This window comes from Chryseobacterium sp. CS3K3.1, assembly GCF_059515165.1.
In genome coordinates this window covers 1-25,147 of the sequence record NZ_JCAKRV010000027.1, presented here as the reverse complement: position 1 = coordinate 25,147, position 25,147 = coordinate 1, and the positions used below count along the sequence as shown (strand labels likewise).

General features: G+C 37.5%; 22 protein-coding genes and 5 tRNA genes. 11 read left to right on the top strand and 16 right to left on the bottom strand.

What is annotated here, in order from left to right; translation table 11 throughout:
- Nucleotides 1–3 precede the first annotated feature (3 nt).
- From AC5YGI_RS20420 to AC5YGI_RS20385, 8 genes are all read right to left on the bottom strand, one after another.
- The gene (locus AC5YGI_RS20420) at nucleotides 4–975 is read right to left on the bottom strand and encodes an endonuclease/exonuclease/phosphatase family protein (RefSeq protein ID WP_110011299.1); all 972 of its coding nucleotides are present in this window, start codon (nucleotides 973–975) and stop codon (nucleotides 4–6) included.
- A 72-nt stretch (nucleotides 976–1,047) separates the two neighbouring features.
- Nucleotides 1,048–2,037 (bottom strand): endonuclease/exonuclease/phosphatase family protein, encoded by a 990-nt coding sequence (locus AC5YGI_RS20415; RefSeq protein ID WP_330744700.1) that lies wholly within the window; start codon nucleotides 2,035–2,037, stop codon nucleotides 1,048–1,050.
- Between the two features lie 9 nt (nucleotides 2,038–2,046).
- Nucleotides 2,047–2,775: a rhomboid family intramembrane serine protease gene (locus AC5YGI_RS20410; protein ID WP_330744701.1), complete on the bottom strand. Its 729-nt coding sequence runs from the start codon at nucleotides 2,773–2,775 to the stop codon at nucleotides 2,047–2,049.
- A gap of 5 nt (nucleotides 2,776–2,780) precedes the next feature.
- Nucleotides 2,781–4,577 carry a DNA mismatch repair endonuclease MutL gene (gene mutL / locus AC5YGI_RS20405; RefSeq protein WP_330744702.1) on the bottom strand — a complete coding sequence of 599 codons (1,797 nt, stop codon included), beginning with the start codon at nucleotides 4,575–4,577 and terminating at the stop codon, nucleotides 2,781–2,783.
- Nucleotides 4,578–4,892: 315 nt separating this feature from the next.
- Nucleotides 4,893–5,720 (bottom strand): YoaK family protein, encoded by an 828-nt coding sequence (locus AC5YGI_RS20400; RefSeq protein ID WP_137904592.1) that lies wholly within the window; start codon nucleotides 5,718–5,720, stop codon nucleotides 4,893–4,895.
- Between the two features lie 29 nt (nucleotides 5,721–5,749).
- A complete protein-coding gene (locus AC5YGI_RS20395) occupies nucleotides 5,750–6,244 on the bottom strand; it encodes a hypothetical protein (RefSeq protein ID WP_446107207.1) in 495 nt (164 codons plus the stop codon).
- Between the two features lie 213 nt (nucleotides 6,245–6,457).
- Complete coding sequence (locus AC5YGI_RS20390) at nucleotides 6,458–7,870, bottom strand: sensor histidine kinase (protein ID WP_330744704.1); 1,413 nt, start codon at nucleotides 7,868–7,870, stop codon at nucleotides 6,458–6,460.
- Nucleotides 7,871–7,873: 3 nt separating this feature from the next.
- Nucleotides 7,874–8,581 carry a response regulator transcription factor gene (locus AC5YGI_RS20385; RefSeq protein ID WP_062673733.1) on the bottom strand — a complete coding sequence of 236 codons (708 nt, stop codon included), beginning with the start codon at nucleotides 8,579–8,581 and terminating at the stop codon, nucleotides 7,874–7,876.
- A gap of 192 nt (nucleotides 8,582–8,773) precedes the next feature.
- On the opposite strand from AC5YGI_RS20385, the gene AC5YGI_RS20380 reads away from it, so the two are divergent.
- The 6 genes from AC5YGI_RS20380 (at nucleotide 8,774) to AC5YGI_RS20355 (ending at nucleotide 18,191) form a co-directional block, all read left to right on the top strand.
- Nucleotides 8,774–9,343 carry a helix-turn-helix domain-containing protein gene (locus tag AC5YGI_RS20380; protein ID WP_079243618.1) on the top strand — a complete coding sequence of 190 codons (570 nt, stop codon included), beginning with the start codon at nucleotides 8,774–8,776 and terminating at the stop codon, nucleotides 9,341–9,343.
- Between the two features lie 619 nt (nucleotides 9,344–9,962).
- Nucleotides 9,963–12,788, top strand: coding sequence for a TonB-dependent receptor (locus AC5YGI_RS20375; RefSeq protein ID WP_496169540.1), 2,826 nt, complete (start codon nucleotides 9,963–9,965; stop codon nucleotides 12,786–12,788).
- A gap of 9 nt (nucleotides 12,789–12,797) precedes the next feature.
- A complete protein-coding gene (locus AC5YGI_RS20370; protein WP_496169537.1) occupies nucleotides 12,798–14,096 on the top strand; it encodes a DUF5690 family protein in 1,299 nt (432 codons plus the stop codon).
- An 11-nt stretch (nucleotides 14,097–14,107) separates the two neighbouring features.
- Nucleotides 14,108–15,262, top strand: a complete 1,155-nt coding sequence (locus AC5YGI_RS20365) for a TIGR03364 family FAD-dependent oxidoreductase (RefSeq protein WP_446107204.1) — start codon at nucleotides 14,108–14,110, stop codon at nucleotides 15,260–15,262.
- Between the two features lie 7 nt (nucleotides 15,263–15,269).
- Nucleotides 15,270–15,938, top strand: a complete 669-nt coding sequence (locus tag AC5YGI_RS20360; protein ID WP_496169535.1) for an HAD-IA family hydrolase — start codon at nucleotides 15,270–15,272, stop codon at nucleotides 15,936–15,938.
- 399 nt (nucleotides 15,939–16,337) lie between these two features.
- Nucleotides 16,338–18,191 carry an alkaline phosphatase family protein gene (locus tag AC5YGI_RS20355; protein ID WP_496169533.1) on the top strand — a complete coding sequence of 618 codons (1,854 nt, stop codon included), beginning with the start codon at nucleotides 16,338–16,340 and terminating at the stop codon, nucleotides 18,189–18,191.
- A gap of 77 nt (nucleotides 18,192–18,268) precedes the next feature.
- Here the strand turns inward: AC5YGI_RS20355 and AC5YGI_RS20350 are convergent, their stop codons facing one another.
- Genes AC5YGI_RS20350 through AC5YGI_RS20340 form a run of 3 tightly spaced genes read right to left on the bottom strand, consistent with a single transcriptional unit; the run spans nucleotide 18,269 to nucleotide 20,595 of the window.
- Complete coding sequence (locus AC5YGI_RS20350) at nucleotides 18,269–18,754, bottom strand: GNAT family N-acetyltransferase (RefSeq protein WP_330744710.1); 486 nt, start codon at nucleotides 18,752–18,754, stop codon at nucleotides 18,269–18,271.
- A gap of 11 nt (nucleotides 18,755–18,765) precedes the next feature.
- Nucleotides 18,766–20,184 (bottom strand): aminotransferase-like domain-containing protein, encoded by a 1,419-nt coding sequence (locus AC5YGI_RS20345; protein WP_330744711.1) that lies wholly within the window; start codon nucleotides 20,182–20,184, stop codon nucleotides 18,766–18,768.
- A gap of 42 nt (nucleotides 20,185–20,226) precedes the next feature.
- Nucleotides 20,227–20,595: a hypothetical protein gene (locus AC5YGI_RS20340; RefSeq protein ID WP_330744712.1), complete on the bottom strand. Its 369-nt coding sequence runs from the start codon at nucleotides 20,593–20,595 to the stop codon at nucleotides 20,227–20,229.
- Between the two features lie 205 nt (nucleotides 20,596–20,800).
- Between AC5YGI_RS20340 and AC5YGI_RS20335 the strand changes: the two genes are divergently transcribed.
- Entirely contained in the window at nucleotides 20,801–21,439 is a 639-nt protein-coding gene (locus tag AC5YGI_RS20335) for a helix-turn-helix domain-containing protein (protein WP_330744713.1), read from the top strand.
- 49 nt (nucleotides 21,440–21,488) lie between these two features.
- On the opposite strand, the gene AC5YGI_RS20330 is transcribed toward AC5YGI_RS20335, so the two are convergent.
- The 5 genes from AC5YGI_RS20330 to AC5YGI_RS20310 all read right to left on the bottom strand — a co-directional run bounded on the left by AC5YGI_RS20330 (nucleotide 21,489) and on the right by AC5YGI_RS20310 (nucleotide 22,103).
- Nucleotides 21,489–21,572 (bottom strand) — tRNA-Leu (locus tag AC5YGI_RS20330).
- A 78-nt stretch (nucleotides 21,573–21,650) separates the two neighbouring features.
- Nucleotides 21,651–21,732: transfer RNA gene (locus AC5YGI_RS20325), tRNA-Leu, on the bottom strand.
- A gap of 119 nt (nucleotides 21,733–21,851) precedes the next feature.
- Nucleotides 21,852–21,935: transfer RNA gene (locus AC5YGI_RS20320), tRNA-Leu, on the bottom strand.
- 6 nt (nucleotides 21,936–21,941) lie between these two features.
- Nucleotides 21,942–22,017, bottom strand: a tRNA-Gly gene (locus tag AC5YGI_RS20315).
- Between the two features lie 4 nt (nucleotides 22,018–22,021).
- Nucleotides 22,022–22,103: transfer RNA gene (locus AC5YGI_RS20310), tRNA-Leu, on the bottom strand.
- A gap of 178 nt (nucleotides 22,104–22,281) precedes the next feature.
- On the opposite strand from AC5YGI_RS20310, the gene AC5YGI_RS20305 reads away from it, so the two are divergent.
- From AC5YGI_RS20305 to AC5YGI_RS20290, 4 genes are all read left to right on the top strand, one after another.
- Nucleotides 22,282–22,659, top strand: a complete 378-nt coding sequence (locus tag AC5YGI_RS20305; protein ID WP_041461994.1) for a DUF3127 domain-containing protein — start codon at nucleotides 22,282–22,284, stop codon at nucleotides 22,657–22,659.
- Nucleotides 22,660–22,719: 60 nt separating this feature from the next.
- Nucleotides 22,720–23,373, top strand: coding sequence for a leucyl/phenylalanyl-tRNA--protein transferase (gene aat / locus AC5YGI_RS20300; protein ID WP_330744714.1), 654 nt, complete (start codon nucleotides 22,720–22,722; stop codon nucleotides 23,371–23,373).
- A complete protein-coding gene (locus tag AC5YGI_RS20295; protein ID WP_330744715.1) occupies nucleotides 23,360–24,238 on the top strand; it encodes a DMT family transporter in 879 nt (292 codons plus the stop codon). Before aat ends, AC5YGI_RS20295 begins: the two co-directional genes overlap by 14 nt.
- Before the next feature lie 47 nt (nucleotides 24,239–24,285).
- Nucleotides 24,286–25,147 (top strand): hypothetical protein (locus tag AC5YGI_RS20290; protein ID WP_496169523.1); only part of this gene is annotated, 862 nt, incomplete at its 3' end.

Genomic DNA, 25,147 nt, shown 5'->3' with positions numbered 1-25,147 from the left:
GAACTAATTTAATAGAAATTCCGCAATTACAGGATAATGATCCGATAATTTCACAGATTGATCTACCTTATAGCTTAGTGGAATGATTGATTTTGAAGTGAAAATATAATCAATTCTCAAAGGCACTTTATAATCATGGAAACTGCTGGCGCTGCCCTTTCCGGCTACCAGGAATGCGTCCTGAAGGTCTTTTCCAAGGTTATAATACTCATATGAATTGGGAACAGAATTAAAATCTCCGGCCAGAATAACAGGATAAGGAGATAAATCAATCATTTTTCTGATTCTTTTAACCTGGTCTTCATGTGCCTGAAAGGTGGGAGTCATGTGAGAAAGTAACGTTGAAACATTTCCCAAACCTAACTTATCAAGTTTTGTAAACATCGATTTATGAAGTCTGAAGGGTTCAAGATACACATTAATAATTCTGATTACTTTTCCATTAATGTCTATATCTGCGTAGAATGAATTTCCGCGGGCTTTTTCGTCAATAAGCTCTGCTTGTCTTACAATTTTATGCTTGGTTTTAAGAATAACCGACGGGTATTTTATAAGATCACGCTGTATAGCACGGTTTGTATCTTTTTCCTGTACAAGAATAATGTCTGCATCCTGTGCTTTGATATAATCTTTCACTTTATCCCATCCATATTCTCCGTATTTCACATTAAAAGTTAATACTTTAATATCCCGTATTGTTTTTAAATTTTCTGTTTTTGGGGAAAAGTTGATCCATCGTCTGATCGGATTATAGAAAATAAATGTACCTAAGACAAAAGCAATCGCAATTTTTTCTTTTTTGAAAATCCAGATCAGCGTTAAAATTACATGTGCCAGTATCAGATAAGGAAAACCGAGAGACAGAAGATTCAGGTTGCCTAAAATGTTGGGTGGAATCCATGCATTCCCCAATGTGCATAACAGCAATACGGCAACAACGATATGTATAAATAGTAATATCTGGTTCGACTTCATGAAAAAACGGTCTTGGTACGATTTTCTTCAACAAAAATCCTACCAAGCAAACAATTTTAACTCTTTTTATGATTATTTATTCTCCGTAGAAAATGTTACTGTGACAGGATAATGATCTGAAATACTTACAGAACGGTCAATTTCGTAAGATATTGCCTTTAATGACTTTGAAGAAAAAATATAGTCGATTCTGATGGGGAACTTATAGTCGTGAAAACTGGTTGCACTTCCTTTTCCTGCAGTCAGAAATGCATCTTCCAGACCCTCTGATAAATGATAATATTCGTAAGAATTGGGTACAGAATTGAAATCACCGGTAAGGATAACAGGGTAAGGCGAATTGTCAATTACTTCACGAATGAGTGCCACCTGATCCTGGTGTTTTTTAAAGGTGGGAATCAGCCTTTTAACAACATCTTTTATTTTTTGTTCGTCGGTATCAGTATTTCCATTAAGTCTCATCATATCTTTCTGAAAGCGAAAAGGATTGAGATAAACATCAATGAACCTGTAAGTTCTGCCTTTAATTTCTATATCAGCCAGCACACCGGGAATTCTTACTTCTTCATCTTGAGGATCAATAATCTGCTGGTTAATGATTTTGTGCTTGGTTAAAATCGTTAAACCTCCTCCTGGATTTGCTTTCTGATAGCCATCAAACTGATATTTAATACCTGCATCCTCCTGTAAAAGAATAACATCCGCATCCTGAGATTTCAGGTACGGTCCGACCTCTTTGTTTCCTATTCTGCCAGCCCTTGTATTAAAAGAAATCACTTTTATTTCAGCATTTCCTTTCTGATCAGAATAGTTAACCCATCTTTTTACAGGATTCATAAATGCCAAACCAGCCAACATAAATACAAAAGCCCTTTTTTTCCAGCTTAATACCCAGAATATGGTCAGGATTATATATAGAATCATGAGAACCGGGAATCCTAATGACAACAGATTAAACCATGGAAAAATCTTGGGCGGTACGTAAGCGTTCAGTAAAGTCCCCAGCAGCAGGAACAAAATCCCCAGGTGGATAATCAATACTATGAGTCGGAAAACCTTCACAATGTTACTTTAGTTGAATCTGTATAAATGCTTTTTCCAAATTCTTGCCAAAAGCCATCCAACCAAAGCTCCTCCTACGTGAGCAAGATGGGCAATGCCTCCTCCATTTCCTGACACCCCAAGATATATTGAAATTACAACAATAATTGGTAAAAGATATTTTACTTTTATAGGAACAGGAATAAACATAATTCCGATTTTAGCATCAGGATATAGTGTGGCAAAAGCAGCTACTACTCCGAAAATAGCCCCAGAGGCTCCTACCATTGGAGTAGCAACAATCGCTTTTAAACTTTCCAGTAATTCTTTCTGTTTAAGAACAGCACCCGTATTTCCTGCAAATTCAACACTTGCTCCTGACAAATAAGCATTTACGTTAAATCCAAGCTGTTCTAATTCACGTGAAAGTTGTTGAACTTCAACAAAATTCCAGGCATTAAAAAGGAAAAATGCTCCTAAACCACTTGCAAAGTATAAAATCAAATACTTTTTGTCTCCTAATGTCTGCTCCAGAATTGGACCAAAACTAAAGAGTGTCATCATATTAAATAAAATATGCATGATACTTCCATGCATGAACATATGAGTAATAACCTGCCATGAATGGAAAAATGGAGAGAACGGATAAAAGCCCGCAAGGTAGCCAATCATCTGGTTTCCCATGAAGTAAGTAACAATAAATACTATAACATTGATGATAATTATGTTCCTTGTGATGGGCGGTATATTGTTAAACATATTTTTTAAAATTTGTTTTTAAATTCATTAAACGGAACTTCATAAAAGCATCTTTTGCCATCCGGTAAAAATTCCGGGAAGCCTAATGCTGTAAAGTCTTTGATAAGCTGTTCCGCATCTTTTTTATAAATAAAGTCAAATCTGGATTTCGACTGCATTTTATTCCATTGGTTATGGTAATACTGCATGAATTCGTCTTCCGTCTTGTAATCCAGGATCTCAAAAAGATTCTCCAGGAACTTCATGGCCTGGGTTTCTTTCAGTCCTTCCGGAAGTGAATCTATTCGAAGTACACTTTCATGAGCAATTTTCATGTCAAACCCTAATTCCGGCAGATATTTTTTGATCGAATTGTATTTTGCCTTTTCGATTTCATTCATATGATACTCCAGGGAGAAAAGAAGAGCATGGCTGTTTGTGCTTGATTTTCTGGTGGATTTGTTTCCTTCAGAAACCAACAGTCTGTGCATTCTTCCCAGATCCAGCATTAAAGTGACATCTCCTTTGTTAAAAAGCCAGTATCCATTGGGAAGCCTCATCAGATCTTCATCAAAATCCTCATCTTCAAACAGATTAATCTTTGAAGGCTCTGCTGTAATATTCTGATGGTACATTTCCGTAAGGTTCTGAATTTCCTCAGGATGTACTACATTTTTCTCTTCCAGAAACGGATTATAATCTTTGTCTACAATGATTTCCGGCATTTTAAAAACACCTCCGCCGGAACCTCCTCCATTTCCTTTGCTCGGAATAGGTTTATTCATCATTTCATCCAGTTCGGGATCTCTGTCGAAATCCAGGCTTGGAGAAACATTATAAATTCCTAAAGATCTTTTTATAGTTGAACGAAGCAAAGCAAAAATAAGATGCTCGTCCTCAAATTTCACTTCTGTTTTCTGTGGATGGATGTTGACATCTATTTTCTCAGGATCAAGTTCCAGAAAAAGGAAAAAGGATGGCACATATCCAGGCTGAAGCAAGCCTTCAAAAGCTTCCTGTACTGCTTTATTAAAGTATGGACTTCTGAAATACCTTCCGTTAACAAAAAGGAACTGCTCCCCTCTTGCTTTCTTGGCCCCTTCAGGTTTAGCAACAAAACCATGAAGTTTACACCAGATAATGTCTTCTTTAATAGGAATCAGAAGCGGCTGAAGCTTTCTTCCGAAAACATCCACAATACGCTGCATCTGGCTTCCTTTTCTCAGTCTGAAAACAGCTTCATCATCATGAAAAAGGGAAAACTCCAGATTCTCATGAGCCAGCGCAACACGCTGAAATTCATCAATTACGTGTCTGAATTCAATATTATTATTTTTCAAAAATTTCCTTCTTGCAGGAACATTGTAGAAAAGGTTTTTTACTAAAAAGTTTGATCCGTCTGCTGTCTGAACCGGATCCTGAAACTGGAAAACCCCTCCTTCAATATAAATATTAGTCCCGATGGAAGTATCTTTCTGTTTTGTTCTGAGCTCCACCTGGGAAACTGCCGCTATAGAAGCCAGCGCTTCACCACGAAATCCTTTAGTGGCTATCTTAAAGATATCTTCAGTTCCTTTGATTTTGGAGGTAGCATGCCTTTCAAACGCCATACGGGCATCTGTTTCAGACATTCCTTTTCCGTCATCCACCACCTGGATAAGGTTTTTCCCGGCATCTCTGATGATCAGTTCAATTTTCGTTGCATCTGCATCAATAGCATTTTCCAAAAGTTCTTTCACGATGGATGCAGGCCTCTGCACCACCTCTCCTGCTGCAATTTGGTTGGCTACATGATCCGGTAAAAGCTGAATAATATCTGACATAAAAACGTAAATCAACTTACAAAAATAGTCAATGAAAACGGGAATTAAAATACTAAAATCGTGATTTAATATTTAATTATCAACATTTTTGCCTATTTATCCCCAACCGGTTTTTTTAATGTTTGTAATGAAGGGCGTTAGCAAGTTTATTGCTCCAATTCGGAAATCTTTATTTCAACAACCGTGAAAAACAGGACAAAAACAAGTCATTTGTACATAATTAAATTAATTTTTAAGAAAAATGCCCCTATTCTATGATAAAATAAGGGCACTTACAGCTAGTTTATACAAAAAATTAATAGTGTGTTTTATATTTTAATCCTCAAAGACAAGCTTTCTTTTCTTTTCTCTTTTAGGAATTCCATGGATTTTATCATACAGATAAGCAAAAAGATTCGGTTTTTTATAAATCCTGCTGTATCTGTATTTCGTGTTGAAATGACGAATATGAATTTTATAAGCATCATATCCGATGACAATCAGAAGACAAATGCTGATTACATAGAATACTCTGAATTCCAGATAATAATATGTTAACCCCGAGAATACAGCGCCCATTACATAAGCAAGCATAATACTCATGAGAAGTTTTGCCCTGCCAATCAGCTCTCCGTTTTTTCTGTATTTTTTCTGGGTAAACATGGATACCAGAATTCCCAGGTCGGTAGTGGTTCCGGTAAGGTGGGTTGTTTTCACAGAGAAGTTGGAAATACTTGCGGTAAGACCGTTCTGAAGTCCGGTAGCAAAAAGCATCAATGCCACTAAATATTCTGTTTCTTCCAATGTTTTCTGGTAATAAAACTGTCCGTATATTCCTACAAAAAGCAAACATATGATTTCCAGCACAATCGGCATGGCATGGGCAAAATATTTACTTTTCTTATTAAAATTGATAACAATAAAGTTGGACAGGAAGCTTCCGAAGAAGAACAAAAAGATCCATCCGCCTACAACTCCTACCTGCGTCCAGTTTCCTTTACTGATTTCTGCCGCTAAAATAGCGTAATGTCCTGTTACGTTTGACGTAAAAGAGAGGAATATCAACAGGGAAGCAATGTTTATAGTACCTGCTGTGAAGGCAGTCAGCGTTCCCAACCTGATGTTGTCTCCCAATGTTCTGCTGTTACTATAATTTCTTAACATTTTTTATTTTTTTAAATTGTGTTTAACTTTCAGACCTCTACAAAAATCTCTGCCAGCCTTCCTCTTTCCGGAAGTTTTTCTCTTACTTCGACCGTAATTTCATGAGATTTGAGTTCTTTGCATTTCCTGATATAAGGAGTCAGATCGAATTTTCCGTTTCCTCTGCTTTTGATGGATGAAGAATAATAAGCTTCCTCAATATTTTCCGCCTTTACATATTGGTTGAATGTTCTCTGAAAACTTCCTGTAAAAATGTCGCAGATGATTTTATTGACCAGATGGGGATATTTATTGCTGATAATTCCCAAAGCATCACAGAATTCTGCAGGTCTTATTTTATTGAATACCGATGTTTTGGTACTGAACAAAAGATCCCTGATAGAATCTCCGGAATCATAACCGGAAGTAAGAAGGATATTGTACTGATTCTGATCTTCTGCTGCTTCTTTCTCTTTAAGTACTTTTTTCAATATATTCAATGACTCAAGAGAGTAATCTGTTGCAATTAAAATTGTTTTAGTCATGTTCTTATTATTTTGTATTGTGTTATCTTTTTTGATGATACAAAACTAGAACGACCATATTAGAAGATCTTTGGAATGGAATTAAAATGTGATTAATGAGATTAAAATGAGATTAGAAAATTGTTAACGGGAGTTAATATGACGAAAAGCTCTTTTGCATTTTGCCATTTCGCTTTTTCGTCAATTTGCGATTTTGCCTATTGTTATTCTGGTTTACACTTTGGCTTGTTCACCCTTCTGCGTGCTGTAGAAATTAGGAAAACGCATCTGTACCGTTGTTCCCTGGTTTTCGTGAGAGCTTACAATCAGTTCACCGTGGTGCATTCTGACAATATTTCTGGCCAATGGAAGTCCGATTCCGTAGCCTTCATAATTATTGGTATTGGAAGCTCTGAAAAACGGATCGTAGATTTTGTTCATTTCCACTTCAGGAATTCCGATCCCGTTGTCTTTTATAATGATGTAGACATCTGTATTGGTGGCTCCCAGAGAGACTTTAACCTGCTGAAAATTAGAATATTTACAGCCATTACTGATGATGTTGGCCACTGCAAGATGCAGTAACTGCTCATTCCCCTGAACTTTTAATTTCTTGGGATTATCGGGAAGCATGCTGATATCCAGATAGATATTATTCCGGGAATCAATCCGCCTTAAAGTTTCAATAACGTCCCAAAGAAGCTGATCAATTCTCACCTTATCCATTTTCTGGATTTTCCCGTCAAATCCGGTTTGGGCAATCATTAAGAGGGCTTTAATCTTTTTATCCAGCTTTTCAGCTTCATCCAGAATGATACCGAGCGTTTCCTTGTATTCATCAGCCGTTCTGCTGATGGAAAGCGCAACATCGGCTTCCCCCATAATGGATGTAAGAGGTGTCCTTAATTCGTGGGAAACATTGCCGATCAGGTGGTTCTGGGTTTCAAAAGACGTTTCGATGCGGTTGAGCATATCATTAAAGGTATCTACCAGCTCATTAAGTTCTTTATTATCAGGATGTGATTCCAATCTTAAGTGAAGGTTTTCAGAACTGATTTCTTTTACTTTTCCTGTAATTTTTAAGATCGGCCTGAATAAGGTTTTGGACAGATAAAAAGAAAAAATCATACTGAAAAACAGAGACAGTACGATACAGGTAAGCAGTGTTCTTTTTAAAAAGCCCAGATAATAAACCACATAATGGTTTTTGGCAGAAGCAATGGCAATATAATCTTTATCATCATATCTGAAGCTTTGTCCTATATAATAGAATTCTTCATCATTATAATTGGATTCTCCTTCTTTAATAATATTTTTAAAGAAATAATCGGGGATATGAACTTCCTGAGATATTTTTTTGAAATTGGAATCGGCAGGAACCGCAAAAACATAGTCTCTTTCCATCGGAAGTTCCTCATCATTCAGGTTGCTGAGAATATAGTTTTCAGGAAGGTCGAGATGATCTTTACTTTTTTCGATCTGAACAATAGTTGCCGTCCTTATCTTCAGCAGCTCATAAAACCTCTGATGTGAAAAATTAACAATTGAAAAGTACACCAAACCACTGAACAGCAAAATGATGGCGGTAAAAACCAACATCAAAAGTACCATCGTTTTGGTTTGATTTGTAATGACTCTGTTAAACATTCATTATGTCTTTTTCAACACATAACCCATTCCTATCACGGTATGAATCAGTTTATTATCATCCTGGCTGTCCAGTTTTTTCCTTAAATAATTGACATAAACATCTACCACGTTGGTTCCCAGTTCGTAGTTTACTCCCCAGACCGCATCGAGAATTTCTGCTCTTGAAATTACTTTTTCCGGATTATTCAGAAAGTACAGCAGCAGTTTATATTCTGTGGAGGTAAGAGAAATCTCTTCTCCGGCTCGGGTTACTTTTTTGGTGTAGTCATTCACCATCAGATCCGAAAACTGGAATACATGTTCATTATCCGGCTCCGGTTCAGCAATTTCCTGCGGACCGTTGTTATTGCTTCTTCTTAGTAGGGATTTTACACGTGCAACCAACTCAATGAATTTAAAAGGCTTCACCAGATAATCGTCTCCTCCGCTTTCCAATCCGAGAACAATATTTTCAGAAGTTCCCAAAGCAGTCAGAAATAAAATAGGAACGCTCTGATTGGTTTTTCTTATCTCTTTGCACACATCCAGACCGTTCATTTCCGGAAGCATAATGTCTAAAATTACCAGATCAAAATCGTTAGCCTGCACCAGCTGAACTCCTGTACGGCCGTCAAAAGCTACAGAAATTTCATATCCGTTTTCCTGAAGTCCCTTTTTTATAAAAGATACTACACTGGTTTCGTCTTCGATAAGAATAATTTTTTTCATAGATGAAATAAGGAGTTTTACAAAAATAGGGAAATTTTCCGGGGGAGAAAAAGCGAGGAATACCAGAGAGTCAAGTAGCAAATAATAATTTTCAATGAATTGATTCCCTCCTGTACCTAAACTCTATAGAATAATATTACCTTTGCTTTAATAGAATGATGAAAAAATAATTCAGGTTAAATTACACACAGTATGAATGACTTTTTAATAGGTATCGGCAAGAGATTAAAGGATATTAGGAAAAAGAATAATTTAACCATTAATGAGCTGGCCTTCAAAGCGAATGTAAGCAACGGACTTGTTTCCAGAATTGAAAACGGAAGAACCATTCCTTCGCTGCCTGTGTTATTGGATCTGATTCAGTCGCTGGAGATTGATGCCAGTTATTTTTTTGAAGGGGTGGAGAAAAAGTCCAACGCCAAATTCATCTATGTTCCGAAGGAAAGCCAGCAAGTCATTGAAAAGGAAGTGGAAGCTGAAGGATTCAAGTATATGCATATCTTCAGCAAGAGTCTTCATTCTTTAGGGTTTGAAGCTGTACTACTAACTCTCGAACCCAATTCTAAAAGGGAAAAGGTCATTACGGATGCCTGGGAATTCAAATATATTCTGAAGGGAGAAGTGAAATACGTAATTGATAACGAGGAAATCATCCTTAAAGAAGGGGATTCGCTTTATTTCAACGGGAAATTTCCTCACGTTCCGGTAAGCATCAGTGATGAAAGCTGTGTGATGCTTGTTCTTTATTTTTATACGGCTTAACTGCATTTTTCTAACGCAAAGCTTTTATTACTAAACCTCATATTTCTAGGGAGCAAAGAATGGAGGCTGTCTCAAAAGGTAAATTAACGCTCTGAGAATTTCCTAAATGACAAAAGTTGTCAGGCAGGAGTCCGAGAGAGGGGGTACTTTTGAGACAGCCTCTTTCTAAGCGTATGCATAATACTGACGCTTCATCAACGACAACGTCGAAATCTTTGCATCCTTAAAATATATCCTTTGATTTATTAAACTTTGCGTTTACATCATATTCCAATTTTTATATCATTCTTCAATTTTGAATTTCCAAAACACATAAAAGTTTACAAATATGCAACTTTTGTTTTTTCGTTTTCTTCCAAGATGAACGAAATATGAACTAAAACAGACCAATTTTCAACCGATTTCAGTTCCTTTTATTGTTAGGAAATATTTACTAAAAACGTTGAAACAGTTACTTCAAAGCTAGTTTTCTTGAATTTTCAAAGGCTAATTTCTATTGGTTTAAAGTAAAAGACACGTAACAAATCTGGATTATTTGTTAAACAATACTTAATACAAAATATTTATATATATTAAAATTATTAGCGTGATTTGCATAAAAAATTTAATATATGTAAAAATGAAAACAAAATTAGAGAAAATACTTACCCTTGTTTTTGTCTGTTTGATTGTCTTTGTTTCAGCGCAAAAACAGTTAATTATAGGAACTGTGCTTGACGACAGCCAGCCTCTCCCCGGGGCCACAGTCAAAATAAAAGGCTTATCTAAAAATATAACAACTGATATTGAAGGAAAATTTACCATCAACGATATTAAAGAAGGCCAATACATCTTACAAATCAGCTACATCGGTTATGAATCTACAGATATCAATATAGACCTGAAACCGGAACAAACGGTTGACTTAGGAATTATCAAACTTTCACAACCTAGAAAAAACATTGATGAAATTGTCGTTACAGGAACGTTAAAAAATACGGAAGCGAGAGCTTTAAACCTTCAAAAAAATGCCATTAATATTACCAATGTGATTGCCTCAGACGGAATCGGAAAGCTACCGGACAGAAATGCAGCAGAAACCGTGCAGCGTGTGCAGGGAGTTTCTATTGAAAGAGACCAGGGAGAAGGAAGATTTGTTTCCCTGAGAGGACTTCCGCCATTCTGGGCATCCACAACCATCAATGGAAACCGGCTTCCCACTGCAGAGGAAGAAACGACTTCCAGAGCAACAGCATTTGATTTCTTTCCTACAGAACTGATCTCCTATGTACATGTAAACAAGTCTTTTACCCCAGATATGGAAGCTGACGGAATTGGCGGCGGTGTCAATTTTATTACCAAAACCCCACCGATGAAAACAGAATTCAAAGCCACTGTGGGAAGCGGTTATAACGCAAAATCTGATAAAGGTGTCTACAACCTTGGATTTTTATATGGAGGAAGAACAAAGGATAAAAAATTCGGGTATTTAATCAATTTTGCCCATTTCATAAGAAACTGGTCTACAGATAATTTTGAAGCACGAAGAAGTGGTGACGAAGGGGTTTTCAGGCTGGAACTTCGCGATTATAACGGAGTTCGAAAGACAACCGGAATCAATACCGCTTTTGAATATGTATTGTCTCCAAAAACGACTTTCTATTTAAAAGGAATGTATGGTACCCTATCGGATGACGAGACCCACTATAAACACAGGATCCGGTTTGATAAGTTCAGCAGTGCTAATAATACAGCAAGAGTGGAGCTTCAGAATATCCACAATTTACTGATAACGGAGCTTACTTCTGTTTCTTTGGGAGCGGTTCATCAATTCAATAGAGGAAAAATCGACTGGGATTTATCTTACTACAACAACCAATTCAAGTATGGGAATATCCCTGACAAACAGAACAACTCATATTATGTCATCAAGTACACTCAATCTGGTGTAGGCATCAATCCTGATTATATTTCCAATCATGGAAATGGCCCCAGAGCTTATTGGAAAGCTGATGGTGGAAAATTAGATTATAAAAATCCGGATGCATTGTTTGGCTTCTACAGTGATCCGAACTTTAAAATGGACGCTTCACAGATGAAATTTACAGATCTCGAATTCTATAAGGTTTTTGTAGAGGAAAAGGATAAAATCGTAGCAGCATTCAACCATGAAATCAATGCTTCTGATAAACTGACTTTAAAATATGGTTTTAAATACAGAGATAAAGAACGTAATGCAAGATTCTCTGATATTTTCTACAACTGGAGCAGCGGAACAGCGCCTCTTCTGTCTGATTTCTCACAATACATCACAACACAGCCCAACGGACCAAAATATTTAAGTGAAATGAATGCACACATCGGTAATACTTTTGGGCCAGTACTTTCTACCACAGGAATGAACCAGTTCTGGTATGACCATCAGGGTAATCTGAAGATCAATACTGCAGATTCTGAAGCCCTGGAATACAATAAGGCACTAGGAAGAAACTTTGATGTGTTTGAAAAACATGCAGACGCCTATGGAATGGCAACGTACAAACTGAATGATAAAATCGTCATTTTGGGAGGAATAAGATTATCAAATACCAGTACGAAAGTAAAAGGATACAGCGTGAATGATGATGTACTGACTCCGGTAGAAAATACTAAAAACTATCTGGCTGTTCTTCCGATGATTCATTTAAAATATACTTTAAATGATAAAGCTAATCTTCGTTTTGCAGCGACAAGAACTTTTTCAAGACCAAATTTTGGCGATCTGACTCCGGGAGGAACTTATATTGAAGCAGATAACGAGTTCAAAGGCGGAAATCCCAACCTTAACCCTACCTATTCTTTGAATTTTGACCTGATGGGTGAATATTATTTTTCCAACGTAGGGATTCTCAGCGGTGGCGTTTTTTATAAATCCATTACGGATCCTATTTTCCAGGACTCTTTTATCGGAAACTATAACGGAAACAACGGAGTACAGTTTACCGCTCCCAATAACGGAAAAGCTGCATGGCTGGGAGGTATTGAGCTTGGAATTAATAAGAGATTTGATTTCCTCCCGGGATTGTTACAGTACTTCGGGGTACAATTAAATGCGACCTTCATGACTTCCGAAATGGAAAAGCCAAGTGGAAGAACAGTAGCCCTTCCCTATCAGGCAAAGGAGTTGTACAACGCGCAGCTTTTCTTTGAGAAAAAAGGATTCAATGCAAGGCTGGCTTACAATTATAAAGGAAAATATGCTGTAGAATATGCCGAGGAAGATATCAATGATTCTTACTATGGCAAGTATAGTAATCTGGACTTCGGAGGTTCTTATCAGTTTACCAAATACCTGACTTTATATGCGGATGTGAACAATATCCTGAACAAACCACTGATCTATCACTTCGGAAAAAGCGAAGACCGTCCGGAACAGGTGGAATATTATGGAGTCCGATTCAATCTTGGAGTAAAACTGAATTTCTAAACCAGAACCATGGCCAGAACCATCAATCAAAAAACACTGGTAACACTGAAGGCTGCTTTTGCTGCTTTCGGCGTTTACTTCTGCATGTACGGTTTCAGGAAACCTTTTACCGTAGCATCCTTCGAAGGACTTTCTTATTTTGGGGTAGATTATAAGATTCTGATTATCATTGCACAGGCCGTAGGCTACTTTGTTTCCAAATTCATCGGGATCAAATTTATTTCTGAGCTGAAACCCCAGAAAAGACTTACTTATCTTTTTATTTTTATTACTGTTGCAGAGCTTGCATTGTTAGGATTTGCAGCCGTTCCTGCTCCTTACAATATTCTGTTTATGTTTATCAACGGTATTCCACTGGGAATGATCTGGGGAATTGTTTTCTCTTATATTGAAGGACGGAAAGCCACTGAAATCATCGGATTGTTTTTATGTTCGAGCTTTGTGGTTTCTTCAGGGTTTACAAAATCAGTAGGAAAATTTCTCATGGACAATTTTTCCATTTCCGAATTCTGGATGCCATTTTCAGCCGGCCTTGTTTTCATAATTCCATTAGTTCTTTTCGGGCTGCTTCTTGAAAGAATTCCCAAACCTTCGGAAGAGGATATTTTGCTTAAAAACAAGAGACAGCCGTTGAATGGTAAAGAAAGAAGAGCCCTGATCCAACAATTTTTTGTTCCCATCGTATGTATCATCTTTTTATATATCAGCTTAACGGTTCTAAGGGATTTCAGAGATAATTTCAACCGTGAAATCTGGGACGGACTGAACTTTATTTTCGACAGTTCTATTTTCACTTTAACGGAAATTCCTATCGCCGTAATGGTTCTGGTGATTTTAAGCTTTATGGTAAAAGTCAAAAACAATAAAAAAGCATTTGCCTATTATCATTACATTCTTTTTGTAGGAATTCTTACGGTAGGACTTTCTACATATCTGTTTCAGCGGGGCTCTCTGTCGCCCTTTTTATGGATGACAATTTCCGGCTTCGGAATGTATATCTGCTATATTCCTTTCAATGGAATTTATTTTGACCGGATGATCGCCGCTTTTGAAATCAAAGGAAATGTAGGTTTTCTGATTTATATTGTAGATTCTTTTGGTTACCTGGGAAGTGTTCTGATTCTTTTGTATAAAAACTTTGGCTCGGCCCAGACTTCGTGGTTACATTTTTATATTAACTTAAATTATATCATCACCATAACGGTTTTCATTCTTTCGGTGATTGCTTTTCTGGCTTTCAGAAAAAAGTCAAAACCAAAATCTAAATCTAATCAATTCATCAATTTCGATACGTCGAAAATTTTATAAACTATACGACAATGACAACAAAATTTGATTTACTCGTTGTAGGAGGTGGAATTTTAGGAACATTCCATGCTTATCATGCGCTGAAGAAAAATCTTAAGGTAGCTTTACTGGAAAGGAATTCTGTTCCTCAGGGTGCCACGGTAAGAAATTTCGGACAGGTAGTACCCTCCGGAATGGATCTTAAATGGCAGAACTTCGGGAGGGAAAGTCTGGCCATCTACAATGAACTTCATGATCAGGCAGACCTTACCATCAGACAAAACGGTTCCATCTATATTGCTTCCAATGACGAAGAACTTCAGCTGATTGAAGAACTTTATGAAATCAACAGAAATAATGATTATAAATCTGTTTTATTATCTAAAAACGACTGCATCAAGAAATTTGACGGTCTTCGTTCCGACTATTGCAAAGGAGGTTTGTTTTTCCCGCAGGAACTTTCTGTAGATTCTGCAGATATGATTGTAAAACTTCACAAGCTGCTTCAGGAAAAAATGGGATTACAGATTTTCTACAATACAACGGTTCTTGAAACCCATGAAGATGATCAGAAATGTACAGCGGTAACTGCAGAAGGAACAGAATTTAGTGCTTCTAAAATCATCATCTGCGGTGGACACGAGTTCAAAACTTTATATCCTAAAGTATTCAATGACAGCGATCTGGAAGTGAGTAAACTGCAGATGCTTCAGACCAAACCACAAGGAATTTATTCGCTTCAAGGAAATATCCTTACAGGGCTTTCTGTGAGAAGATATGAATCATTCAGCGAATGTCCTTCTTTTCAGAAAATCAAGACTTTAGAAGATCCTAATTCGTTTGAAAAGAGGTATGGAATTCATATTTTATTCAAACAGGCACTTGACGGTTCTGTCATCATCGGAGATTCTCACGAATATGCTGATGCTAAAAATACCGATGATCTCGGATACGATCTTAATATGGAGATTGATGAATTCATGATTCATGAGGCTAAGAAAATTATTGATCTTCCTACGTATGAAATTCAGAGGAGATGGTTCGGAATCTATTCCCAGTGCAAAACAAAAGATATTTTTGAGCACAGCCCATCCGCTAACATTCATATTGTAACGGGTATCGGAGGAAAGGGAATGACGGGAAGCGGTGGCTTCTCTAAGTTTAATATTGAAAAAATTTACGCATAACTTTTACATGAAAAATATAGAATTACTGGTTCTGGATATGGCCGGAACAACAATTGATGAGGATAATGTAGTTTACAAAACACTTACCAGTGCCGTGAATGATTATGGCTACGCAGTAAGCCTGGAAAAAGTATTATCCAGCTGTGCCGGAATGGAAAAACTGGAAGCCATCACAAGTCTTTTAAAAGAAATCAATGGGAACGAAGAAGATGCTCCTGCTATTTTTGAGAATTTTTCTGACCGACTGAAAGAATCTTATCGAAATCTGGATGTAAAACCCATCAACGGAACGGAAGATTTTTTATTGAATATGAAAGCTCAAAACAAGAAAATCGTTTTAAATACAGGCTATACTTCAGAAATCGCTCATCAGCTTTTAGATAAACTCAACTGGAAAGAAAACATTCATTTTGATGCTTTAATTACCGCTGATGATGTTTCAGAAAGCCGTCCAAGTCCTGAAATGATTCATCTTGCGATGAAGAAATTCAATATTACTGAAGCTCATAAAGTTTTAAAGGCAGGGGATTCTGTTATTGATATTGAAGAGGGTAAAAATGCAGGCTGTGGATTAACAGTAGCTGTACTTTCCGGAGCTCAAAGTAAATCAGAACTTGAAAAGGCAGCTCCCGATTATATTCTGAATATCATTTCTGAGGCTGAAGGTATTCTTTAAACACTTTTCAGATTATTTTTAAATACTTCTTGACACAAACGTTTTCATGGTTCTTCTATTGGAAATGTTTGTGTTTTTACCACCCCGTCAAATTTCCAATTTGACACCTCCTCCGGAGGAGGGGAATGTAGTACGGATCATTAGGGTATTTGTTATAACCTACATTTCCGGCAATCTTTTTTGATCTTCTATTCGCAAAGCCTGAAATTTAAAGTAAACAAAGTCATTTTTCTTTTATGACTTTTGTGGTTAAAATCTAAACTTTTCGAGTGAACTTTTTAATTATCAATTAATTAACTTTCAGTTCATAAATGTTTACAAATAGTAAACTAATTTTACAATAGTTAAAAATAAATTACTATTTGTAAACTTTCACAATTCTAAAAACCCTTTTTCCCCATGAAAACAAAACTATTCTCAATGGCTGTTGTAATGAGCTGTTTCCTTGGAGCTCAGACTAAAAAAGTCCTTTTTATTGGTATTGACGGATGCCGTGCAGATGTCATGATGTCTACACCTACTCCCAACATTCAAAATCTTATCAGCCAATCGATCTATTCTACCGACGGGCTTTGTGCTGCTACAACCTGGAGCGGAAACGGATGGAGCACCATGCTGACCGGAGTATGGCACACCAAGCATAATGTTCAGGACAATAATTTCACAAGCCCGAACTATGTCAATTACCCGGATTTTTTAACAAGAGCAGAGACTTATAATCCAGCTCTAAGAACTATTTCTCTCGCTCATTGGTCACCCATCAACGACAAAATCATTCAAACCGCAGATGTAAAAACCAATCTGGCAACGGATCTTGCCGTAAAAAATGCTGCTGTTACGGCTTTACAGAATGACAATCCTGATATTCTCTTTATAGATTTTGATGATGTAGACCATGCAGGCCATTCTTATGGATTCTCATCAACAGTTTCACAGTATGTAAATTCCATTAAAACAACAGATTCTTATATCGGAGAAATTGTTGCAGCGATGAAAAACAGGCCATCATACAACAATGAAGATTGGTTGGTGGTATTGACAACAGATCATGGAGCTGTAGACTCTTCACACGGAGGCGGAAACCTTTCTGAAAGAAACATTTTTACAGTATATTCCAACCCGGGATTTACTCCACAACAGATCAGCAAAACCATTCTGGAATCCAATAAAACCTTTAATCAGTTGAATTTCCCGGCAGGAACTTATGCAAAACCAGCCAATCAGACTCCTTTTAATTTTGGAGCTAATCAGGATTTTACCATTGAATTTTGGGTAAAACCTAATGCTTCTTATTCAAGTGATCCGGTAATGATCAGTAATAAAAACTGGGCTAATGGGAAAAATAAAGGATTTGTTTTTTCAGGCTATTCAGGGCAGACTTTCAAAATGAATATTGGCGATGGCACTAGCAGGATTGACCTTGTTGGCGGAAAAGTGGAAACCAACAAATGGAAACATATTGCTGCAAGTTTTGACAGAGATGGTCTTGTAACGTTGTATGAAGATGGCGTTCCGGTAACTTTTGCTAAAATGAATACCATCGGAAATATTGATTCCGGGCTTCCTCTTACATTAAACCAGGATGGAACCAATGTTTATGGAATCAATCTGGCGGCTTCTTATAAAGACATAAGAATCTGGAAATCTGCTCTTCCCAATGATGTTATTGTGAATTGGGCCAATCAGGATATTACCTCTTCGCACCCTTATTATTCTCAATTACTGGCCAACTGGAAGTGTAATGGGACTTCAGGAAATACATTGACTGATTCAAGTCCGAACGCTAATCATATGACTGTTACAGGTTCTCCAACCTATAATGCCAATACTGTTAATAATTTTAAAGTGTATGATTATACCTCTACAACAAGAGAAACAGATCATTTTCCAACTGTATTGAACTGGCTTTGTATTCCCGTGCAGTCTTCATGGGGAATTGACGGAGTAAACAGAATTCCGGCATGTTCCAAAGAAGTATTGACAGCAAAAGAGACAAAGGTAACCGCTGATGATCTTAAAATATATCCGAATCCCGTTTCTACCTTCATTGGAATCCAGTATCAATCTGAAGATAAGGAAATTAAAGCAGAAATCATTGACAATAAAGGATCGGTTGTTTCAACTTCGCATTTGCAGTCATCAAGAGGATATTATGATGAAAAAATTAATATTGAAAACCTTCCTTCAGGAGTGTATTTCATAAAAATCAATGGCAGCAGAAAGTCACTGACCAGGACTTTTATCAAGAAATAAAAGAGTAAAGCAATTAGATTTAAATTTTGATATTAGAACAAGGATATTCCTATCCGAGTTCTAATATTTTTTTTTGCCTACTTATTAAAAATCAGCTCCATCTGCACATCGGCACGGTCATACTCAGCATTGCTGATGGGAGTATGGATAAAGCCCAGCTTTTCATAAAGTGTGATGGCCGGAACCAGTATAGAATTGGTAACCAAAAATACTTTTTCAGCTTTTAATTCCTTTGCTTTTTCCACTAAAGTTTTTCCCAAAAGGTAGCCTAGTTTTTTCCCTTGCGCTTTGGGACTTACTGCCATTTTTGACAATTCAAAAGTGAGAGGACTGTCTTCTGTTTTTACTAATGCACAGGTTCCTACTGCTTCTCCATCCAGCAAAGCAAAAACAATGTGCCCTCCTTTATGTAAGATATGCTCTTCAGGATTATCCAGCAGTTTATAATCGCCGGCTTCCATGACAAAGTATGTTTTGATCCATTCTTCATTCAAAGCTTTGAAAGCTTCTTTATACTGAGGTTCGTAGGCTACGATTTTTACTTCATTACTTTTATCATTCATCGCTATAAGGTTTATTTAATTCTGTTTTTTATCATTTTTCCAAGCTTTTCCAGATCATTTTCCACCCTGTCTGTCCATTCCAGTGCATAGTTCAAACGCATGCAGTTCTGATACTGATTGTGCTGTGAAAACATTCTTCCGGGAGCAAAATTGATTTTCTGCTCAAAAGCCGCATCGTAGAGATCTTCCGTACAAATTCTTTTATCCAGCTCCAGCCAAAGCATAAAGCCTCCTTTGGGTTCTGAAATTTTGGTATTATCCGGAAAATATTCAGTCACCGCCTTTTGAATCTGAAGGTAATTTGCATACAGCTTTTTCCTGAACATTCTGAGGTGGTGATCATAACGCCCGTGTGCGAGAAAATCTGTAATTACATCTGAAAACAAAGAAGGTCCGCTCACCGTCTGAACCAGTTTCTGACGGATAATTTTTTCTTTAAATTTTCCGGGAGCTACCCATCCAACCCTGAAACCTGGTGCCAATGTTTTGGAAACCGAGCCTACCCACATCACAATTCCTGCTTCATCATAAAATTTACACGGCTTGGGTCTTCCCGCCCCGAAATAAATGTTACCATAGACATCATCCTCCACCAAAGGAACATTATATTCAGTAAGCATCCTTACCAGTTCTTTCTTGTTATCATCAGGCATCTGAAATCCCAACGGATTATTATAATTCACCACAAAACAGCACGCAGAAAGCTTTGGCATCACCTTTTTTAACTCATCCAGATCTACCCCTGTAATGGGATGTGTAGGAATTTCCACAGCCTTAAGTCCTAATAACTGGATAGCCTGGAGAATTCCGAAGTATACAGGACTTTCCACCGCCACGGAATCTCCCGGCTGAGTAACAGCCATTAAGCAATTATAAACGGCGTTCATAGCTCCGGAAGTAATCACAAGATCATCTTCTGTGATTTTCCCTTCCATTACCATCGACCATTTGGCAATTTCCCGTCGAAGCACCTCACTTCCCTGTACAGGTTCATAGTTGGTTCCGCTGTCGCTCTTTCTTTTGATCACATCAATCATACATTTCTTCATCTTGGCCACCGGAAGAAAGCTTTTCCCCGGAATGCCCAATCCAAACTGGGTGATATCTGTTCCCCCGATGACGCCAAATACTTTATCAATAAGATCCTGTGGTGTATTCTTTTTCTCTGAATCTTTCATTGGTGCCACGGAAGGCAGTGCCAGTTTTCGCTGGGAAGTCTGGCTTACATAGTAGCCATATTTCGGACGCGATTCTACGAGAGAACGGCTTTCCAATTCCATATAAGCCTGCTTTACGGTATTCAGGCTTACATTATAGAGTTTTTGGGCACTTCGCAATGAAGGAAGCCTGTCTCCAAACTGCAGGGTTTCACTTTTAATCTGCTCTGTGACAGAATTGGCTATTTTAAGGTACAGAACATCTTTATGCATAGAATCCGGGGTTTTAAGTAAATGTACAATTTTATCCTGTCTTTATTCGGGATTCAGCCAGCTGATCATACTGCTGATACTGCTTTTTAACTGTTCCGGATCCTTAAAATTGGGGGTGTGAGTATTTTTAAAATATCTTTCAGCACGGGAAAAAAAATTTCTCTTTTCGGTATCTGACATCTTATTTTTATCATAGATCCTGAAAGATATTTCATCCTTTTCATTCACAATAAGACTGGCAAAAGCAACAATCTGCTTCCCATTTTTAGCCAAAAGAAAAGGAAGTCCGAAACTCTGATCTGCTATTTTCAGATTCTGTGTTTCCAGAAAGATATTTTTCAGCATCCACATATCTGATATATAAGCCTCAGCATATTGAAACTGTTTCTGTTGTTGAGTGATTGTTTCCATATTTTCTTCTTTAGCTAAACAAAATTATGGAGTATTTAATTTTGGATACAGATACAGAACTATAGAATATTATGGGTACAGATTTTTATATAATGGGCTTTATCAACTTTTGTTAAAAACTGGGGCTATCCGGAATAGTATTCATGCAAATATATTTAGCACAACTTACTTGCATTTTCTATATTTGCAAAAAATATTGGACAGGATGAGCTTATTTGGAACTAATATTAAAAAAATAAGACAGGTGAAAGGATTGAGTCAAAAAGCTTTTGCAGATCTGTTTGATCTCAACAGAGGCGTAATAAGCTCATATGAGGAAGGACGTGCTGAGCCAAAAATTGAAACCATACTGAAAGTTGCAAATCACTTTAACCTTAGTCTTGACAAATTACTGACCGAGCCTGTGCAGGCAAACCAGCTGACAAGTACTCCTGGTGCCAGTCAGCCCGTACTTTTCCCTGAATCAACAGGGGAGATTAATTTGGAAATGCAGAAAACACAATCCGTAAATAATGGCAACTCAGCAATATTGCAAAAAATATTAGCATCAGTTGATCTGGTCTATGAATTTTCTCCTGAAAAAACACTGCTTCCCCAGTACCAATCCGGTGATATTTTATTTCTGAATAAAACAAATCTGGCAACAGATCCCATTAGCAATCTACTGGTTCATATCAGTGGAAATCTTCAATATGCAATTGAAAATCAACGTACAAATAAAAATCATCAGGAATATTATAAGATTGTAGGATACATTTCGACAGGAAACAAGAATATCTTCACTGGTATTTTTGAAAGACTGGAAAGACTGGAAAAGAAAACGGAAAACAGTCAGATACTCTAAAGGTTACAAAAATAAAAAAGCCCTCCGTAATACATTACAGAGGGCTTTGTACCCCAGACGGGACTTGAACCCGTACGTCCTTGCGGACACAGGATTTTAAGTCCTGCGTGTCTACCAGTTCCACCACCAGGGCATGGTGTGGGCAAAAAAAAAGATTCGAACCAGAGGTTCCAACCTTCTTAACGACTCTAAAAAGAGCCTTTTCGAATTGTGCGGATGAAGGGACTCGAACCCCCACGCCTCACGGCACCAGATCCTAAGTCTGGCGTGGCTACCAATTACACCACATCCGCTGATTCGCTGATCTGAATACTCAGATTCAACCTGATTTCTTACAAATATAAGACTTTTATTTAAAGAACACTCTCTATTAAAACAAAAAACCCTCCGTAAGATATTACAGAGGGTCTTGTACCCCAGACGGGACTTGAACCCGTACGTCCTTGCGGACACAGGATTTTAAGTCCTGCGTGTCTACCAGTTCCACCACCAGGGCATGGTGTGGAGCGAAAAACGGGATTCGAACCCGCGACCCCAACCTTGGCAAGGTTGTGCTCTACCAGCTGAGCTATTTTCGCATAGTGCGGATGAAGGGACTCGAACCCCCACGCCTCACGGCACCAGATCCTAAGTCTGGCGTGGCTACCAATTACACCACATCCGCTGGTTTTTTATATTGTAAGTTTTAAAGAGCTTGCTTCGTTTTTGTGAGTGCAAATATAGGACAATTTCCTTTACTACCAAACTTTTCAGGAAAAAAAAATAAAATTTCCACATTTTTTTTTCACAGCTTCTTTTATTACATTTCATTTTCTTACTTTTACATCGTTAATATTTACGATATGGAATTACAAGGAACGGTAAAGAAACTTTTTGATGCTCAAACATTTGCGAGCGGGTTTCAAAAAAGAGAAATGGTTATTTTGACCCAGGAACAGTATCCACAGCCGATAAACATAGAATTTTTATCTGATAAAATCAGTTTATTAGATAACCTTAAAGAAGGAGAAAACGTAAAGGTAGGAATCAACATCAGAGGTAGAGAATGGGTTTCTCCTCAGGGTGAAACTAAATACTTCAACTCTATTACAGGGTGGAGAGTAGAGAAAGTTTTTGATAATGCTTCAGAACCTACTCAGGCAATGCCTCAGCAGTCTGCATCCCCGGTTTCTAATGAGAATCCTTTTGCCGGAGACGATGATGATGATTTACCTTTCTAATTAAAGAATAAAAGATCAATTATAAATCCTGCTTTTTGAAGTGGGATTTTTTTGCTAAAAATGGTCCGATTAGACGAAAACGAGATTTCATTTCCCGACCCGGAGCTGTATGATGGCCATGAGGGAGTGGTTGCTTTTGGTGGCGACCTGTCCGTAGAGCGTATCTGGTTTGCCTATCAGCTCGGTATTTTTCCCTGGTACAATCCCGGAGAGGAAATCCTTTGGTGGTGTCCCGATCCAAGGTTTGTGCTTATTCCTGAAGAATTAAAAGTTTCAAAATCTATGAGAAAGATACTCAACAGGAATGTTTTTACTTTCTCCGAGAATAAGAACTTCAGGGAGGTAATCAGAAATTGCCAGCAGGCTACAAGAAAGGGGCAGTCGGGAACGTGGCTTTCTGATGAACTGATGGAGTCTTTTATCCAGCTACATCAATACGGTTTGGCCAAAAGCATTGAGGTGTGGCAGAATGAAGAACTTGTCGGAGGTTTTTACGGGTTGCAGATTGGAAATGTATTCTGCGGAGAAAGCATGTTTGCCAAGGTAAGTAATGCTTCAAAAGCGGGCTTTATCAACTTTGTGGAAAGCAATAAAAACAGCCTTGAGTTAATTGATTGTCAATCCCATACAGAACACCTGGAAAGCTTAGGGGCAAAAATGATTCCCAAAAAAGAATTTCTAAAAATCTTACACGAAAATAATGAACGCAGATAAAGAAAAGTGGGTTCTTCTGATTGTCCTGAGTATTATCTGGGGATCATCATTTATTTTGATCAAAAAATCACTGGAACACTTCAATCCGTTTCAGGTAGGGTCTTTAAGAGTTCTTATTGCCGGAATTATTTTACTTCCGGTCGCGATTTCCAATTATAAACTTTTTCCCAGAAAACATCTGAAGTGGCTAGTTCTGGCTGCTTTTACAGGAAATTTCATTCCTATGTTTTTATTTCCGATTGCAGAAACTGAAGTAAGCAGCAGCATTGCCGGAATTATCAACTCAATGATGCCTATTTTTGTGATTATTGTCGGCGCCTTGGTCTGGAAGTTCGAAACCACGAAAAAACAGATTATAGGAACGCTGATAAGCTTCACAGGAGTCTGTATTCTGGCATTTGGAGGAGGTGACAGCGCAGAATTGAAAATGATCCCGATTCTCTTGCTGTTATTGGCAACTTTATGCTATGCGCTGAGTACAACCACTGTAAAATCAAAGCTTATGGAGGTCTCTTCTACGGTTTTATCTGCTTTTGTATTCTCTTTTGTTTTATTGCTGCCTTCCATTCTTGCGCTTACAGGGACAGGATTCTTTTCGGAATTCACTTTTTCGAAAGATAATCTGATGGGGCTTATGTTTGTCAGCCTGTTATCAGTTTTCGGAACAGGTCTGGCGATGATGATGAATTATCGTTTACTTAAAGTTTCCAGCCCTCTTTTTGCTTCAACAGTAACTTTGGTAATGCCCATTGTGGCTATTATCTGGGGAATTATAGATGGTGAAAAGCTGACTTATTTGCAATTTATAGGAGCAGGTATTATCATTGGCGGCCTCATCTTTTTAAGAACCAATCCGAAAAAATAAAATCATATTATAAATTAAATTATATTTGGATGATTTAACTTATAACTATGAAAAAACTTCTACTTTTTGGATCTGTAGCCTTATCTGCAATATCATGCTACAGTTCTGATGATACCCCTTTTGATAACAGTGATCCTTCTAATCAAACCGTGATTCTTCCTACAAAGATGACAATGGATGGGATTGTCATGAAAATCAATTACAACGGAACTAAAATCATCAGCATGATTAACAATATTAATCACGGGCAAAGAATTGAGTTCACATATACCGATGATTATATTACGGGTATTAAACATTACGAAAATAATGTTCTTGAAAGTGCTGTTGAATACGGATATACTAACGGACGTATGGCTACAGCGGTTACGAAGGAATATTCTACAACCGGAACCATAGAGAACACCGTTACGTTTTCTTATACCTACACCAGCACTACAGAAATCAGCGTAAAAAGACAAACGAATTCAGGAGCGGCAGGTTCTTCTATTATCAACAGTGTATTTACCTATAATAATGGAAATATGGTAAGCAATGCAGGCTCAGGAACCGGAATTGTCAATGGAAATACCATTAACTATACAGAAAAAGAAACTTATACCTATACTGATAAAAATTATCCTTTCAAAAATGTAAAAGGTTTTGACAAAATTATCTTTAATGGAAATGAGAGCAGCGATGGCATAAGCATGTTATTCTCAAATAATAAGAACAGCTTAAGTACTTATAAAGGAGAATTTACCCAAACTACAGCCGGAGGAGGAACAGCCACCGGAACTACTTCTCATAAGTATACTACAACGTTTAACACTGCAGGATATCCGTCTGAAGAAAGCAGGCAGACGCTTGATATGAACGGAAATGCAAACAGCAGCGCTCCGGATAAGTTTTTCTACGAATACAATTATC

Coding starts and splice junctions, on each gene's coding strand:
- AC5YGI_RS20340 (WP_330744712.1), bottom strand. CDS start 20,595: ATGGAAACAATCACTCAACAACAGAAACAGTTTCAATATGCTGAGGCT.
- AC5YGI_RS20390 (WP_330744704.1), bottom strand. CDS start 7,870: ATGTTTAACAGAGTCATTACAAATCAAACCAAAACGATGGTACTTTTG.
- AC5YGI_RS20380 (WP_079243618.1), top strand. CDS start 8,774: ATGAATGACTTTTTAATAGGTATCGGCAAGAGATTAAAGGATATTAGG.
- AC5YGI_RS20385 (WP_062673733.1), bottom strand. CDS start 8,581: ATGAAAAAAATTATTCTTATCGAAGACGAAACCAGTGTAGTATCTTTT.
- AC5YGI_RS20420 (WP_110011299.1), bottom strand. CDS start 975: ATGAAGTCGAACCAGATATTACTATTTATACATATCGTTGTTGCCGTA.
- AC5YGI_RS20355 (WP_496169533.1), top strand. CDS start 16,338: ATGAAAACAAAACTATTCTCAATGGCTGTTGTAATGAGCTGTTTCCTT.
- AC5YGI_RS20305 (WP_041461994.1), top strand. CDS start 22,282: ATGGAATTACAAGGAACGGTAAAGAAACTTTTTGATGCTCAAACATTT.
- AC5YGI_RS20295 (WP_330744715.1), top strand. CDS start 23,360: ATGAACGCAGATAAAGAAAAGTGGGTTCTTCTGATTGTCCTGAGTATT.
- AC5YGI_RS20370 (WP_496169537.1), top strand. CDS start 12,798: ATGGCCAGAACCATCAATCAAAAAACACTGGTAACACTGAAGGCTGCT.
- AC5YGI_RS20400 (WP_137904592.1), bottom strand. CDS start 5,720: ATGTTAAGAAATTATAGTAACAGCAGAACATTGGGAGACAACATCAGG.
- AC5YGI_RS20335 (WP_330744713.1), top strand. CDS start 20,801: ATGAGCTTATTTGGAACTAATATTAAAAAAATAAGACAGGTGAAAGGA.
- mutL (WP_330744702.1), bottom strand. CDS start 4,577: ATGTCAGATATTATTCAGCTTTTACCGGATCATGTAGCCAACCAAATT.
- AC5YGI_RS20410 (WP_330744701.1), bottom strand. CDS start 2,775: ATGTTTAACAATATACCGCCCATCACAAGGAACATAATTATCATCAAT.
- AC5YGI_RS20345 (WP_330744711.1), bottom strand. CDS start 20,184: ATGCATAAAGATGTTCTGTACCTTAAAATAGCCAATTCTGTCACAGAG.
- AC5YGI_RS20395 (WP_446107207.1), bottom strand. CDS start 6,244: ATGACTAAAACAATTTTAATTGCAACAGATTACTCTCTTGAGTCATTG.
- AC5YGI_RS20365 (WP_446107204.1), top strand. CDS start 14,108: ATGACAACAAAATTTGATTTACTCGTTGTAGGAGGTGGAATTTTAGGA.
- AC5YGI_RS20350 (WP_330744710.1), bottom strand. CDS start 18,754: ATGAATGATAAAAGTAATGAAGTAAAAATCGTAGCCTACGAACCTCAG.
- AC5YGI_RS20360 (WP_496169535.1), top strand. CDS start 15,270: ATGAAAAATATAGAATTACTGGTTCTGGATATGGCCGGAACAACAATT.
- AC5YGI_RS20375 (WP_496169540.1), top strand. CDS start 9,963: ATGAAAACAAAATTAGAGAAAATACTTACCCTTGTTTTTGTCTGTTTG.
- aat (WP_330744714.1), top strand. CDS start 22,720: ATGGTCCGATTAGACGAAAACGAGATTTCATTTCCCGACCCGGAGCTG.